The organism is Bavariicoccus seileri WCC 4188, from assembly GCF_000421665.1.
In the GTDB taxonomy this organism is placed as follows: Bacteria; Bacillota; Bacilli; order Lactobacillales; family Aerococcaceae; genus Bavariicoccus; species Bavariicoccus seileri.
Genome location: NZ_ATXL01000005.1, coordinates 17,957 through 32,965 on the forward strand (window position 1 = coordinate 17,957; position 15,009 = coordinate 32,965).

At 39.4% G+C, this 15,009-nt stretch carries 15 protein-coding genes; 2 read left to right on the forward strand and 13 right to left on the reverse strand.

The window, feature by feature from the left end; genetic code table 11:
• The first annotated feature begins 264 nt into the window (after positions 1–264).
• Positions 265–1,362 (forward strand): MraY family glycosyltransferase, encoded by a 1,098-nt coding sequence (locus H541_RS0101920; RefSeq protein ID WP_240470886.1) that lies wholly within the window; start codon positions 265–267, stop codon positions 1,360–1,362.
• Positions 1,363–1,581: 219 nt separating this feature from the next.
• Here H541_RS0101920 and H541_RS0101925 read toward each other — a convergent pair whose 3' ends face one another.
• The 10 genes from H541_RS0101925 to H541_RS0101970 all read right to left on the reverse strand — a co-directional run bounded on the left by H541_RS0101925 (position 1,582) and on the right by H541_RS0101970 (position 10,905).
• Positions 1,582–2,427, reverse strand: a complete 846-nt coding sequence (locus H541_RS0101925) for a GNAT family N-acetyltransferase (protein WP_022795669.1) — start codon at positions 2,425–2,427, stop codon at positions 1,582–1,584.
• A gap of 38 nt (positions 2,428–2,465) precedes the next feature.
• Positions 2,466–3,434 carry an asparaginase gene (locus tag H541_RS0101930; protein WP_022795670.1) on the reverse strand — a complete coding sequence of 323 codons (969 nt, stop codon included), beginning with the start codon at positions 3,432–3,434 and terminating at the stop codon, positions 2,466–2,468.
• Positions 3,435–3,436: 2 nt separating this feature from the next.
• Entirely contained in the window at positions 3,437–4,108 is a 672-nt protein-coding gene (gene rpiA / locus H541_RS0101935; protein ID WP_022795671.1) for a ribose-5-phosphate isomerase RpiA, read from the reverse strand.
• 19 nt (positions 4,109–4,127) lie between these two features.
• Positions 4,128–5,195, reverse strand: a complete 1,068-nt coding sequence (locus tag H541_RS0101940) for an ABC transporter substrate-binding protein (protein ID WP_022795672.1) — start codon at positions 5,193–5,195, stop codon at positions 4,128–4,130.
• The gene (locus tag H541_RS0101945) at positions 5,192–6,010 is read right to left on the reverse strand and encodes an ABC transporter permease (protein ID WP_022795673.1); all 819 of its coding nucleotides are present in this window, start codon (positions 6,008–6,010) and stop codon (positions 5,192–5,194) included. The genes H541_RS0101940 and H541_RS0101945 overlap by 4 nt, the downstream gene beginning before the upstream one ends.
• Positions 6,010–6,813, reverse strand: coding sequence for an ABC transporter permease subunit (locus H541_RS0101950; protein WP_022795674.1), 804 nt, complete (start codon positions 6,811–6,813; stop codon positions 6,010–6,012). The genes H541_RS0101945 and H541_RS0101950 overlap by 1 nt, the downstream gene beginning before the upstream one ends.
• Positions 6,797–7,909 (reverse strand): ABC transporter ATP-binding protein, encoded by a 1,113-nt coding sequence (locus H541_RS0101955; protein ID WP_026501540.1) that lies wholly within the window; start codon positions 7,907–7,909, stop codon positions 6,797–6,799. The genes H541_RS0101950 and H541_RS0101955 overlap by 17 nt, the downstream gene beginning before the upstream one ends.
• 107 nt (positions 7,910–8,016) lie before the next feature.
• On the reverse strand, positions 8,017–8,559 hold the full coding sequence (locus tag H541_RS0101960; RefSeq protein ID WP_022795676.1) for a helix-turn-helix domain-containing protein: 543 nt from the start codon (positions 8,557–8,559) through the stop codon (positions 8,017–8,019).
• 436 nt (positions 8,560–8,995) lie between these two features.
• Entirely contained in the window at positions 8,996–9,919 is a 924-nt protein-coding gene (murB, locus tag H541_RS0101965; RefSeq protein WP_033420719.1) for a UDP-N-acetylmuramate dehydrogenase, read from the reverse strand.
• 50 nt (positions 9,920–9,969) lie between these two features.
• Entirely contained in the window at positions 9,970–10,905 is a 936-nt protein-coding gene (locus H541_RS0101970; protein WP_022795678.1) for a hypothetical protein, read from the reverse strand.
• 335 nt (positions 10,906–11,240) lie between these two features.
• Between H541_RS0101970 and H541_RS0101975 the strand changes: the two genes are divergently transcribed.
• The gene (locus H541_RS0101975) at positions 11,241–11,477 is read left to right on the forward strand and encodes a hypothetical protein (RefSeq protein ID WP_022795679.1); all 237 of its coding nucleotides are present in this window, start codon (positions 11,241–11,243) and stop codon (positions 11,475–11,477) included.
• A 126-nt stretch (positions 11,478–11,603) separates the two neighbouring features.
• Here the strand turns inward: H541_RS0101975 and tsaE are convergent, their stop codons facing one another.
• From tsaE to wecB, 3 genes are all read right to left on the reverse strand, one after another.
• A complete protein-coding gene (gene tsaE / locus H541_RS11265) occupies positions 11,604–12,167 on the reverse strand; it encodes a tRNA (adenosine(37)-N6)-threonylcarbamoyltransferase complex ATPase subunit type 1 TsaE (RefSeq protein WP_022795680.1) in 564 nt (187 codons plus the stop codon).
• A 414-nt stretch (positions 12,168–12,581) separates the two neighbouring features.
• Entirely contained in the window at positions 12,582–13,562 is a 981-nt protein-coding gene (gene pta, locus H541_RS0101985) for a phosphate acetyltransferase (protein WP_022795681.1), read from the reverse strand.
• A 196-nt stretch (positions 13,563–13,758) separates the two neighbouring features.
• A complete protein-coding gene (gene wecB / locus H541_RS0101990) occupies positions 13,759–14,892 on the reverse strand; it encodes a non-hydrolyzing UDP-N-acetylglucosamine 2-epimerase (RefSeq protein ID WP_022795682.1) in 1,134 nt (377 codons plus the stop codon).
• Positions 14,893–15,009: the final 117 nt, after the last annotated feature.

Consider the following 15,009-nt stretch of genomic DNA (forward strand, 5'->3'; position numbering starts at 1 on the left):
TTATCCCCACTCTAAAGCTTTCACTATTATAACATAATTCCATTCCACTGCCTAAAACCACGGCATTATATCATTAAGTGTATCTTTGCCTAAAATGTATCTTTCTACTACCAAACATACTTGTAATAAACTTTACCTATGGGCTATATTAGTGATTTAAATTCTTTTTATTATCAGTTATAATAAACTAACGTAAACACGAGAAAGGAGATGCCTCATTTGGTCTCATTAGGCACGATCATTCGTCTATTTAGTTGTTTCATTATGGCAGCTATCTTAACACCTATTATTCGTTCAATTGCCCTAAGAGTTGGTGCAGTCGATAATCCGAACGCCCGACGAATCAATAAATATCCGATGCCTTCAATGGGAGGGCTTGCAATCTACATCCCATTTATGATCGGCATGTGGTTTCTTTTTCGACCAGCCATTCCAACAGCTTACTTAATGACCTTGACCTTGTCTTCTGCTATCGTCATTTTTACAGGAATCATAGATGATATATTTGAATTAAAGCCTTGGCAAAAATCGATTGGGATTGTTTTAGCAGCTATCATCTTTGCCTTAGGGTCAGAAGTGAGACTAGCCTTTATCAAAGTCCCCTTTATCGGGATCATCCATTTTGGATGGTGGGCAATACCACTCACCATACTCTGGATTTTCGCCATTACAAACGCCATCAACTTGATTGACGGCTTAGACGGCCTTGCAACGGGTTTATCTATCATATCGCTGACAACTATTGGGATAACAGCTTTCTTCTTTCTTCCGCCCGACAGTACTTACGTTCAAATAGCCATTTTTCTCTTAGTGGCCAGTGCTGCAGGCTTTATTCCTTACAATTTTTATCCAGCTAAGATTTATTTGGGGGATACTGGTGCTCTTTTTTTAGGATTTATGCTAGCTATCCTATCCTTAAACGGCTTAAAAAATACAACTGTTATCTCTTTGATCACTCCTTTGCTGATCCTCGGAGTCCCAATTACTGATACAATCTATGCAATCGTCCGTCGTTCTAGCAATCATAAATCAATCTTATCTCCTGATAAGATGCACCTTCACCACCGACTGTTATCTCTTGGTTTCACGCATCGTGGTGCGGTCATGTTGATTTATGCTCTAGCAATGATTTTTTCGTTTATCGCCTTACTCTATCGTTACGCTTATGGCGTCGGCCTTGTCCTCTTAACCATTGGACTACTTATTGGAGTCGAAATTTTTGTCGAGTTGATTGGCATCACTGGTGAAAACTTTCAACCCCTCATGTATCTCTTTAAATTTGGAGGAAACAAAGCATTCCGTGATAAAGAAATTGCTAAACGAAAAAAACGAAAACAAGATAAGAAAAAACGCCAAAAATAGTAACCATCTGAAATCAGACGGTTACTATTTTTGATGTACCTTACTTTCTATTTATACTACTATCATTTTACTTCTTCTTACTTCTTACTTCTTCTTACTTCTTACCTCGTCTTACCTTTTTTCTTACTTTTTTCTTACTTCTTTTCTTATTGCTTACTGCTTATTTCTTACTAATTATATCTTATTGCTTACAGCATATTTCGACTTATTTTTTGTTTCTTATTGACTACTTTTAGCAGCGACATAAGCATCAAATGTGACAACAGCTACTGGCGGATATAGTTCGAGTAGCACCATTGCTGCAGCATCCGTACTATCGATTTCTAATCCAAAAGACTCAAAGCGGTTTTTTAAATGTCCCATAATAGTTGTCACAAATACACCAAAAGCTTCTTCATCTTCTTTAAAATTGACGTACCCTATCTCAAGCTTTTTCTTGTCCGTCGTGTCATAGGTGGTCACAAAGGTCGTCAAGTCGTCATGACTATAGACATAAGAATATGTCATGTCTAAATGATCAAGCATCACGTTGAACCATTCTTCTTTGGTCATATCGGCATTCATCGGACTCACTGATTCATGTGTGGAACGATAATGCTCTAGTAGAGCATTCTTAACCGTCACGAGTTCATCAGGTGACAGGTCAGCCCATGACACAAGCGGCAACTTGTCAGCATCTGAAAGATCAGGGATTTGTTCTGGTGTCACATCATACTCCCAACACCGGCGTTTCAAGGCAAAACCATGTGCTCTCAAAAATCCTACAGCAGCTTTATTGTCGGCATCCACTGACCGCATCAATGGTTGAGTCACCTCTTTTTTTAGCCGATCGATAATCTCAGAACCAATATGTTCTCTTCTAAAATCGGGCACGACATAGATAAAAATCTCATCACAGTAAGGATGGTAACGATTCTCCCAAGTGACACCGTATCCAATTTGAGTTTTATTTTTGGCGACAACGATTTGTTTGATCGTTTCTGGACGACAGGGTAAGGTTTGCTTTAATAAAGGATCCAGTTGTTCATCTAGTGCTTCTTTAGCAATTGCAACGTATTCAGTCATGTTACCTCATCTAATTTCTATTTATTTCTATTACTAAATTACAGTTGAAAATAGTCGATTAATTCATCTTTTGGGACGCCTGATGCCAAGAGCACAATCAGTTTGATTCGCGCTTTGACACCGGTCAGACCTTGGGTAAAAATGACACCCATTTGATGGAGTTGCTTTCCGCCCCCAGGATAATCATAAACATCTTCAGTAACACCATTGAAGGCTCTAGAAACCATCACAATCGGAACGTGCTTAGCGATTAAACGACCTACTGCAGAAACGGTTTGCGGCGGTAAATTACCCGCACCTAGTCCTTCAATAACTAAACCATCATAACCAACTTGATCGACAATAGCAAACAAACTATCATCCATTCCGGCATATGCTTTTAAGAGTGCTACTCTCGGTTCGACAGTAAAAATAGCATAATGTTCCTGCCGGACGAGCTTTTGAAAATAGATCACTTGGTCCTTCACAACTAGACCAAGTGGCCCAAAGGTTGGGGTTTGAAATGTTGCTAAATTAGTCGTATGGGTTTTGGTCACATAGGTGGCACTGTGAATCTCATCATTCATGACAACTAGAACACCTGCTTTTGCAGACTGGTCACTCAAAGCCACAAAAAGAGCGCTTCTTAAATTTGATAGCCCATCTGAACCGATCTCATCGCTTGATCGCATAGCTCCCGTCATAACAATTGGAATCGGCAAATCACAGGTCAACTCGAGAAAGTAAGCTGTCTCCTCTAACGTATCCGTCCCATGGGTGATGACGATACCATCAAAATCCTCATAATGGTCATTGATGAATTGACTCAATAAAAACATATGATCGATTGTCATATGAGGGGATGGCAGATGGAAGATGTTCTCAATTGTAAGGTCAGCAAATTGACTAAATATTCCGGCAGTTTCGTTCAGAGGATTGCTCGATAAAGGTCCCACTTTACCAGTGGTCTTATCTTCACTCATCGCAATTGTCCCACCAGTATGGATCATCAAAATTTTCTTTTGCATTGTCAGTCAGCCTCGACGACTAAGACGTCATCGCCGTCGCCTACTAAGACGAGGTCAACGAGATTATTGAATAATCCATGCTCTACAACCCCGGTAATATGGTCCAACTCATCAGCTAATGCTCTCGGGTCGTCGATTCGTCCGAGTGCGAGATCGATAATATAGTTACCATTATCGGTCAGAATAGGGTCTCCCTCTACATTTCTCAAATGAGGTTCATAGCCTTTTTCTCTGAAAAGACGTAGTAAATGAGAATAACCATAAGGAATGACCTCTACTGGCAACGGAAATTTCCCTAGTTTCTCGACCATCTTACTGCTATCGACGATCCAGATGATACGATCTGATTGCATGGCTACGATTTTTTCTCGTAACAGTGCTGCTCCTCCACCTTTGATTCCACAAAAATCGGCGCTGATCTCATCGGCCCCGTCGATTGTCAGATCGATCTTTTCGACCTCATCAATCGTTTTCACTGGAATCCCTAACTGTTCGGCAAGAGTCGTCGTCGCATCAGAGGTTGAAACACCTACCAATTGAAGGCCCTCTTCCTTGACTCTTCTTCCTAGCTCTAAAATGAAATAGTATACAGTAGACCCTGTTCCTAAGCCAACCGTCATGCCGTCTTCAACATAAGCGGCTGCCTTGATACCTACAGCTTCCTTGCTGTTCATTCCTGTTCCCCCTAACTGATTAATACATTTTGATTTCCAAGAATAAATCGTTATATTCCCCTGTTTTATCTACTCCTATATTATCATAAACTTCTAGCCTTTTTAGCAATTCATCGTCAGGATAGAATTCTGTTTGACTCGTTATCTCTTCTGGTAATAGTTTCTTGGCATCAGCATTAGGGGTTGCATAACCGACATATTCAGCATTTCGAGTTGCAACATCAGGCCTTAGCATAAAGCTCATAAAGTCATAAGCCCCATCTACATTTTTAGCTGTTTTAGGAATAACCATGTTATCAAACCAGAGATTACTCCCTTCTTCAGGAATCACATAGTGGAGGTGTTCATTTTGATCCATCATCTCTGCTGCCTCCCCGGAGAAGGTCACGGCGATCGCAGCTTCTTCTTGGACCATGTACATCTTAATCTCATCTGCAATAACTGCTTTGACGTTTGGCATCAGTTGTTCCAATTGCCCTGTGACTTGACTCAAAACAGACGACTTGGTCTCATTTAACGAATAGTGGTTACGTTGTAGTCCGATACCAAGTGTTTCTCTTGCACCATCAATCAAAAGGATACTATCTTTGTATTCTGGTCGCCATAAATCGTCCCATTTTGTCAGCTTATCGCCATCGACCATCTTATCGTTATAGATCATGCCAAGCGTCCCCCAGAAATAAGGAATCGAATAGGTGTTGCCTGGATCAAATGACAGATTTTTGAACCGATCATCGATATGGTCAAATCCTTCTATCTTGTTATAGTCCAAAGGTACCAATAGGTCAGAATCGATCATTTCACTGATTTTATACTCAGATGGAATAGCAATATCATAATTCGTTCCACCTTGTTTGATTTTGGTAATCATTGCTTCATTGGAGTCAAATGTCTCATAAACAACTTGGTAGCCGTACTCAGCTTCAAACTCTTTGATCAACTCGGGGTCGATATAATCTCCCCAATTATAAATAATCACTTTATCTTGACCTGCTGATGGCGAGCTTTGAGCAATTACCGATTTGAGGCCAAACAACACGAAAACTAGCGCGACTAACGCCGAAAATAACCCAGCTAATTGTTTCATTGCAAACTCCCCCCAACGATCATTCTATTGGCTTTATGATGTCGTTTCTTTTGAAGGAAGAAATTTCCTAATACAAGTGCCAAAGATACGAAGAAAATGAGCGTACTTAAGGCATTGATTTCAAGTGATACACCTCTTCTGGCTCTGGAGAAAATCTCAACAGATAGCGTAGAAAAGCCATTACCCGTCACAAAGAACGTCACCGCAAAATCGTCAAGGGAATAGGTAAAGGCCATGAAAAAGCCGCTCAAAATGCCTGGCGTAATGATCGGTAAGATAATTCTACTCAAGATCTGTCGGCTATTAGCCCCTAAATCCCTTGCTGCAACGATTAATGACTGATTCATTTCCGTTAATTGTGGCAATACCATCAAAACAACGATAGGAATATTAAAGGCGATATGCGACAGTAATACTGAGAAAAAGCCCAGCTGAAAGCCAACCATTGTAAATAAGATCAACAAACTTGCCCCGATGATAACATCAGGCGACACCAACAAGACGTTGTTCAGATTCAGGGCAACTCGCCTCGTCCGTTCATTCTTTAAATAGTAAATCACTAAGGCGCCCAATGTACCAATGATTGTCGCAATAGTGGCTGAAATGACAGCTAGGATCACTGTATCTATCATGATGCCAAGTAAACGACTATCGCTGAACAAAGCACTATAATGATCAAGCGTAACTCCTTCAAAATGATTCATGGTCTCACCACTATTAAAGGAATAGGCCATCAAAAACAAAATGGGAGCATATAAGACTAGAAAAACGATGACAAGATAAAAAGAGCCAAATTTAGTGTTTTTACGTGTCATTAGTGACGCCCCTTTCTTTGCGTGGTCAACCGCATCAAAATGATCATCATGATAATCAAGACCACACCGATAGTTGACCCCATTCCCCAATTTTGCGTTACTAAGAAATGTTGTTCGACAGCTGTCCCTAGAGTGATCACACGGTTACCACCAATCAATCTCGTCAACATGAATAAGGATAAAGAGGGAATGAAGATAGCTTGCACTCCGCTTTTGATACCGCTCATCGATAATGGAATGACTATTCTAGTCAAGGTTTGCCACCTGCTAGCACCGAGATCGCGACTAGCTACAATGTAGGAGTCACTAATATCATCGATGGCATTGTAGACTGGCAAGATCATGAACGGTAATTCGATATAGGCTGCTACCAGAATAAAACTCGTATTCGTAAATAAAATTTGTTGAGGTCCCACACCTAAGAAGGTCAAAAATTGATTGACAGAGGCATCATGACTGAAGATGCCAATAAACGCATAAGCCTTCAGTAAAATATTGATCCAAGTTGGTAAGATCAAGAGTAACAACCACAACTCCTTATGCTTTGTTTTTTGTAAAAAGTAGGCTGTAGGATAAGCAATCACTAGGGTGACTACTGTGATGATAGTTGCAAATACGATTGAGTTGAAAGTCATTTTTAAGTAGGTCCAGTTTGTAAAATACGTCAGGTAGTTTGCAAGTGTTGCCGTGCCATCTATGGAGAAAAAAGATTGATAAAAAATCAGTGCTAAAGGTGCAATGACAAATAAAAGTAGCCATAGCACATAGGGAATCGCAGCAAACTGCCTAAAAGTCTTCGTCACGACTATCGTCCTCCTTCGCATATTTATCCAAGCGGTGATAGAACGCTTCTTCTGTTTCGTTGTAACGCATCACATGAATAGCTTGCGGTGGAATGATCAATCCAACTTGCTCTCCGACTGGTGCTTGTTGCGTTGAATGAATAATCCACTCTTGCTGATTCTCGTCATAACAAGAAATTTCATAATGGACCCCACGGAATAGTTGAGAATCGATTTTAACAACTACCTGTCCGAGTTCTTTTGACGTGATTTCAATATCCTCTGGACGAATGACAATCTCAACTTCCTCATTGGCAGGTATCCCCGCATCGAAACACTCGAATTCTCGTCCAGCAAATGAGACACGGTAATCCTTGATCATTGTAGCTTTCATGATATTGCTCTCACCAACAAAATCCGCTACAAAATGGTTGATAGGCTCATCATAGATATCAAGTGGCGTGCCACGTTGCACGATTTTCCCGTTAGAAATGACAAAAATATCATCACTCATCGCTAAGGCTTCTTCTTGATCATGAGTGACAAAAACAAAAGTGATCCCTAGACGTTGTTGCAAATCACGTAATTCATATTGCATCTCCGTCCGTAGCTTCAAATCTAACGCAGATAATGGCTCATCCAATAATAAGACCTCTGGTTCATTGATGATAGCTCTAGCAATCGCGACCCGTTGCCGTTGCCCTCCCGACATTTCTTGAATATGACGGTCCTCATAACCCGTTAGCCGCACCATTTTCAATGCTTCCTTGACCCGTTTTGCGATCTCTCCCTTTGCTACTTTTTTGATAGATAAACCAAAACCCACATTTTCGGCCACAGTCATATGAGGGAATAGCGCGTAATCTTGAAAAACCGTATTAACCTTACGCTTATCAGGCGGTAAATCTGTGACATTTGCCCCGTTTAACGTAATCACTCCACCATCACTTTCCAAAAAACCAGCGATTAATTGCAGAATCGTCGTCTTCCCACAGCCAGAAGGACCTAACAAGGTATAAAACTTTCCCTTCTCGATTTCAAATGACAACTGATCTAATACAACAGACTCATCAAATACCTTTGTAACATTATCAAACTTGATCATTGCTTCCGTCACCATTACACACTCCCCATATTAACTTTCTATTTCGTTCTTCATAAATTTCATTTCTTATTGATAGACATCATTAACTTCACTTATTTAGGCTACAGATTATAGTTAGCTTACAAATAAGAATGTGTTACCACCAACAAGACTTTAGCCAGTGAATCTGTCTTATTTTTCAAATAATGCTCTCGATCAGCGACATAATAAAAAGTTGACCCCTCAAGAACTGACTTCTCAACATTTCCGACGCAAACCGTGACCTCACCAGCTAGAACATATCCAAAAGTCTCAGCCTTAGACGGGGCATAGTGTTTCGTTTCGCCTTTAGAAGCTAATTGAATCGTTACTGGTTCCATTTCATGATCATTAGAATGGGCCACCAACCATTTTGTCGCCCAACCATCAGCCTCATTACACGCCTCTACCATGCCAGTCGGCTCCATTACTTCGATTACCTCATCCGTCTCAGCTTTAAAAAAGTCCTTTGCGGTAGTCCCTAACACATCCAAAATTTGTAAAAAAGTATCAAGACTAGGAGAACCAAGATCATTTTCTAACTGTGAAATATACCCCTTTGTCAGATCCGTCCGTTCCCCTAGCTCCTCTTGCGTCAAATTCTTCTGTAGACGTAAAGCCTTTAGCCCCTCACCAATTTCCATGATACCCTCCCAAACAAATGATTTGACTGCTTTTATATTTCAACTACCTATAATGCTTCACTATTTTAATGCTTTAACGCTTTAATTCTTCTAGTGCTTTTAAATCTTTAAGACTTTTACTTATTGTATTCTGTTTTAGTTTATACGCTCTATTTCTCACGTTTTGTTGCCGTGTTTTATTCGACCAATTTTGTTCTAACTGTTTTGTTTTGCCTATTTTTTTCTACTTACTTTATTCGGCCTGCTTTGTTCTACTTGCCTTATTCGACTTGTTTTGTTTATTAATAGTAAATATAAAGTTTACTAACATGTTTAATTATACGATGGAATCTTCAAATAACAAGGTATTTTTGAAGTTTTCTCCTGTTATCGGCAAAAAATAAGGCAAATAAAAATAGAGCTCATCTCTGTGCTCTAATTTCTGCTATTCTTTAGCTTAGTTCTTTTGTTGTTTTTCAGTCACTTCTTGGCCAATAATGCGTACTTCTGGCTCAAGGTCGACATCAAACTTTTCTTTGATCACTTTTTGAACATAATGAATAAGATTCATATAATCTGTAGCCGTTCCATTCGCAATATTGACCATGAAACCTGCATGTTTTTGCGAAACCTGCACCCCACCGATTTGATAACCTTGTAGACCAGCTTCTTGGATCAATTGCCCGGTAAAATGTCCTTTGGGACGTTTGAAGACACTGCCACAGGAAGGATATTCTAAGGGTTGTTTTGATTCTCTCAAATGAGTCAATTCAGCCATTCTTTTTTGAATGACAGATGGATCACCTTTTTGCAACTTAAAGGTAGCTTGAACAACCAGCGAATCAGACTCTTGGATTGCGCTATGCCGGTAACTGAAATCAAGGTCGTCTGGTGTTACTTTTTGGATATCTCCACTAGCAGTGACAAGTGTGACCTCATCGATCACGACACTGATTTCTCCTCCATAAGCGCCAGCATTCATATACACAGCTCCACCTACAGAACCTGGTATCCCACAGGCAAATTCGAGTCCTGACAGTTGTTGCTCATAGGCAATCCGACTGACATCGATCAACTTAGCACCAGCGTCGACGATAATATAGTTTCCAATGACTTCAACATTTTTCAAAGAGGTTAACATAATAACAGCTCCGCGGATACCACCATCTTTGATAATGACATTAGAAGCATTCCCCAAGAAGGTTACTGGTACACCAGCTTCTTTCAACCATTTGATGATAGCAGCCACCTCAGTGATTGATTCAGGAAAAATCAACCAATCAGCTGGTCCCCCGGTTTTTGTATACGTGTAATGACTCAACGACTCATCCGCCTTAATCTTACTGTGCGGAAAAGCAGTCATAATTGTTTGTTTCATAATATCTTCCATTCTAAAGTTCTAAAATTTCAATCTGAATGATATCCTCTATTTTAAAGAGAATAATCAAAATTCAGGAATCCTTCTGTCGAGATAGCAGAGGTAATACGACCACAGATTTGATAGATCAGCATCATTTCAGCTGGATTAATCGGACTTACAGGCTTGCCAAGACGTTCGATATAAGCTTTCAAAGCTTGCTCAATCCCATAACGGTGTGTCATAGTCTCCCATGGATCCTTTGTTTCTACCACCAAGTCACCACCTTGACGAATGAAGAGTTGTTGCCAGTTATCCAGTGTAAAAGTCCCTGAAGTCGACTCCATTTGCATACTATGATATTGGGTCCCAGCTTGCTCATTGATACTGATGACCGCAGACATTTTATCGTTTTTCAAGGCTACAATAATGCCGTCCAAATAACGATCAGTTTTCCGCATCCTAAACGAGCCATGAATCGGATATTCTCCCATCAAATAGATCGTAGTGTGCAATAACTGAGCTAAATCGCTCCATACCACTTGATCCACATAGCGTCTTGAATCAATAAACAATTGTGTGAGTGTTAAATGATTCTTTCCGGGAATCTTACGCATAAAATTGACAATATCAGAAAAACGATTAACATACCCAGGCATCATAAAACCATTATGTTTATTAATAGTCTGTAACTCTTCATTCAAACGAATCAAATCTTGTTCAATAGGCGGGTGAGAATAAATACTCGTACCTTGATTGACAAACGCCCGTTTCAATTCCCGCCAACCGCTCGGAATCTTAAATACAATAGCACCATCGAGCTCAAATTTCAATAAATCTTCGATAGTATGACACGGAATAGCCCGATTAAGATTTGTCATCATCTCGGCCAATGCCTGTGGATTCTCATCGTAGACATACCACTTGACCGGTTCCGATACATTTTGGATTGCCGGTAAATATAATGTTTTAAACGTGCTGTTAAAGCCAATCAATGCCACTTTTTTCATCAAATGATTTCCCCCGGTCAGTCCTATTATTTCGGTTTTTTATTTTATTTCTTTATTTTCAGGTTTTTATTTTTGTCCTACTATTTCTTACTATTTCTGGCTTACTATTTCTGTCTTATTATTTCTGTCTTATTCTTATTGTCTATGCCATACCAGTTGTCAGAAATAGACGACAAGGTATTATTTCGTTACGATTTAATATGTTATACTTGTTTTACTAATTGTAGTTTTAGCTCTTACAAATTATTTACTGTGGTCTTAAACGCTTATGGGTTATCATACCACGTTTAGACATAAGGTGTTTAACACAGTAGTGAAAGGAACAAACAATAACCATGAAAAAACAGTCAAAAACACGACAAGCTGTCATGATGACAGCACTAAGTCTCATTTATGTCACCTATGCCACTAGCCTCCCACAAACATCACCATGGCAACATATCTTGATTATTGTCATACCTGTGATAGGAAGTATCTTTAGTTTCATCGTGCCCAAAGCTAGTGTCAAATATGGCCTAATAGCCCTTAACTTGATTGCTCTAATCGTTGCTATCACAAGCTTATTTCTTTAGATTTCTTTAGATTTCTTTTACATAATTCTCTAAACTTTTACTTTATTTGCTATTCGTGAGTTGATTAGAACCATTCTGTGAATTATTCTCTGAATTATCTTTTGAACTATCTTTTGAACAATTCTTTTAAGTATTTTGAGAGCTATCTTGTGAACTATCTTTTGAACTATCTTTTGAACTATCACTCAAATGACTAGCAGTTTTCATAATAGCCTCAACAACAGCTCTTGATTTGGCACCACTGGCTTCTAAAACAAAACGTCGGGCATATGGATCAGATGGTTTTCTTTCGATCATGATGGTCACAGTATCGGCTGGTAAGAGGTCACTGATTTGGGTTGGCCATTCAATGACGCAAAGACCAGAGCCATTGAAATAATCATCTAACCCAAGCTCAGCCGCTTCTTCTTCAGTGATTCGATACATATCCATATGATATAACGGTAATCGTCCATTAGGATATTCTCTTATCAACGTATAAGTTGGGCTCTTGATCACACGATCAATCCCAAGACCCCCTGCGATGCCTTTCGTAAAAGTCGTCTTCCCAGCTCCAAGATCACCATTCAATAAGAGAACAGTACCCGGAACAACTGCTTGACCAACTAACTTGCCAAAAGCAATCGACTCCCCCTCTGTAGAAACAGTGAAAACCGCTCGATTGCTATTATTAACCTCTTGACCTACCATCATACTTCCTCCACTTTAGCTGACGCTATCAACTAGTGACTAGTGTTCTATTAGTGTTCCACCAGTACTCCTTCAGTACTCCATCAGTAATCTATCAGTACCCCGTTAGTTACTCTAGCAGTACTCTGTTAATACTCTACTAGTACTCTATTAGCACTCTATATTGTGTTCTTTTCACAAAAAAATAAATCAATATTAGTCTTCATATACCATTGATTTAACTATAACACGAAGACGCGATTAGCTCCATGTGTGAGCGAGATAAATTCAGACTATAATACACTATTCCAACCTTTTACTTAGCTGATTCTCTTTACTGTAACTTCAAGTAGCAATTCATACTAACGACAAAGGAGCTGTGACAGTACTGTCACAGCTCCTTTGCCTTAATAGTTTATTCTTCTAAAACTTATCTTAGTTTTCTAATGCTTGGTTAGCAGTAACAATGGTCAATTTATAAACGTCTTCTTCATTACAACCACGGGACAAGTCTGAGATAGGACGGTTCAACCCTTGCAAGATTGGTCCAATAGCTTCAAATCCGCCAAAACGTTGGGCAATTTTATAGCCGATATTACCTGATTGGATTTCTGGGAATACAAAGACTTTAGCTTTACCAGCTACAGTAGAACCAGGTGCTTTTTGTTTCCCAACACTTGGTACAAATGCTGCATCAAATTGTAATTCGCCGTCAAAGTTGAATTCGGGTGCTAATTCTTTCGCAATTTTAGTTGCTTCAGCTACTTTAGTGACTTCATCACTTTTAGCTGATCCTTTAGTAGAGAAGCTCAATAAAGCAACATCCGGTTTGATGCCAAACATTTTAGCTGTTTTAGCCGATTCAACTGCTATTTCAGCTAATTCTTGCGCATTAGGATTAATGTTGATGGCGCAATCACTGAACAAGTATTTTTCGCGACCTTCATTACGTAACATAATGAAAGCACCACTCGTACGGCTAACACCTGGTTTAGTCTTGATCAATTGTAAGGCAGGACGGACGGTGTCACCTGTTGAGTGAACAGCACCGGAAACGAGTCCATCTGCTTTGTTGGTATAAACTAGCATGGTTGCAAAGTAAGTCGCATCACGGACAGCTTTCAAAGCTTGTTCGCGGGTTGCTTTACCCTTCCGACGTTCAACAAATGCATCTACTAATTCATCAAAAGCGTCATAAGTTTCAGGATCGATGATATCAACCCCTTCTAGGTTATATCCTAACCCTTTAGCGACATTAGACACTTCAGCAACATTACCAATCAAGATTGGTTTTACAAGTTGTTCTGCTTTCAAACGTGTCACAGCCCCTAAAATACGAGGTTCTGAACCTTCGGGGAATACGATACGAATGTCTTTTCCTTTAATCTTATCTCTTAATTCTTCAAATAGTGCCAATACTATCCCTCCATTATTTTAACTACTAACATCATACACTTATTTCCCTAAAAAAAACACCTTAAACGTTGAAATGAAAACAAGTTAAGCATTTTCATATATTCTTTCTTTTTGTATGATATAACACTTTTATCCAACTGTACTATTATTTTATTCCCTTCTAGTTTCAGCTATATTTTTATCACTTTTTTTTTGCCTATTTTTTCGCATTCAGTTTTGTTTCTATAATCCTAGCGATACGCTTAGCAGCTTGTCCATCACCGTAAGGATTACTAGCATGACTCATCTCGTTGTATTTTTCTTGATCAGTTAACAACTTACTAAACGCTTTATAAATAGTTTCCTCTGTTGTTCCAACTAATTTTAATGTCTTCGCTTTGATCCCTTCCGGCCTTTCAGTCGTATCTCTCATGACTAAGACTGGTTTACCTAAACTAGGCGCTTCTTCTTGGATTCCACCACTATCAGTCAGAATCAAATAAGACTGTGCCATGAAGTTGTGAAACGCCACTACATCAAGCGGTTCGATAAGGTGGATCCTAGATGATCCCTTAAAAACTTCTTGAGCAGTCTCTCTCACTAGAGGGTTCAAATGGATTGGGTAAATCACCTTAACATCAGGATGCTCATCCATCACCCTTCTGATAGCTCTAAACATATGGCGCATTGGTGTCCCTAGATTTTCTCGCCGATGAGCTGTGATTAAAATCAAACGAGATCCCTTTGCCCACTCTAATTCCTGATGGGTAAAGTGTTTTTGAACAGTTGTCTTTAAAGCATCGATAGCTGTATTACCCGTTACAAAAATCGTGTTGGGGTCGCGATGCTCCTTCAGTAAATTCTGCTTTGCTAGCTCCGTTGGTGCAAAGTTGAACTGACTCACAATACTCACAGCTTCTCGATTAAACTCCTCTGGAAAAGGAGAGTCTAAATTATAGGTTCTCAAACCAGCCTCAACATGTCCTACTGGAATTTGTAAATAAAAGGCACTCAGTGCCGCAGCAAACGTCGTTGTCGTGTCTCCATGAACTAATACCATATCAGGTGCCACTTCTTCTAAAACTGGCTTTAACTTCTCTAAGATAAGACTCGTAATATCAAATAACGTCTGACCTTGCTTCATGATATTCAAGTTGTAATCTGGACTTATCCCAAACACATCCAACACCTGTTGTAACATTTTGTGGTGTTGCCCCGTAACACAAACAATTGTCTCAATACTTTCTCTCTTCCTTAACGCTAAAATAACAGGTGCCATCTTGATTGCTTCCGGACGAGTTCCAAAAACGACGAGTACCTTTCTTTTACTCGAACGAGATACGATTGCCATACCAACACTCCTTCATTATTTTCATTTCTTGCATTTTCATTCGTTAATTATTTTCATGAATTATCTATTTTCATGAATTATCTATTTTCATATTTCGCCCTAATACTACTCCATAAA

Coding starts and splice junctions, on each gene's coding strand:
- H541_RS0101920 (WP_240470886.1), top strand. CDS start 265: ATGGCAGCTATCTTAACACCTATTATTCGTTCAATTGCCCTAAGAGTT.
- H541_RS0101925 (WP_022795669.1), bottom strand. CDS start 2,427: ATGACTGAATACGTTGCAATTGCTAAAGAAGCACTAGATGAACAACTG.
- H541_RS0101930 (WP_022795670.1), bottom strand. CDS start 3,434: ATGCAAAAGAAAATTTTGATGATCCATACTGGTGGGACAATTGCGATG.
- rpiA (WP_022795671.1), bottom strand. CDS start 4,108: ATGAACAGCAAGGAAGCTGTAGGTATCAAGGCAGCCGCTTATGTTGAA.
- H541_RS0101940 (WP_022795672.1), bottom strand. CDS start 5,195: ATGAAACAATTAGCTGGGTTATTTTCGGCGTTAGTCGCGCTAGTTTTC.
- H541_RS0101945 (WP_022795673.1), bottom strand. CDS start 6,010: ATGACACGTAAAAACACTAAATTTGGCTCTTTTTATCTTGTCATCGTT.
- H541_RS0101960 (WP_022795676.1), bottom strand. CDS start 8,559: ATGGAAATTGGTGAGGGGCTAAAGGCTTTACGTCTACAGAAGAATTTG.
- H541_RS0101970 (WP_022795678.1), bottom strand. CDS start 10,905: ATGAAAAAAGTGGCATTGATTGGCTTTAACAGCACGTTTAAAACATTA.
- H541_RS0101975 (WP_022795679.1), top strand. CDS start 11,241: ATGAAAAAACAGTCAAAAACACGACAAGCTGTCATGATGACAGCACTA.
- tsaE (WP_022795680.1), bottom strand. CDS start 12,167: ATGGTAGGTCAAGAGGTTAATAATAGCAATCGAGCGGTTTTCACTGTT.
- wecB (WP_022795682.1), bottom strand. CDS start 14,892: ATGGCAATCGTATCTCGTTCGAGTAAAAGAAAGGTACTCGTCGTTTTT.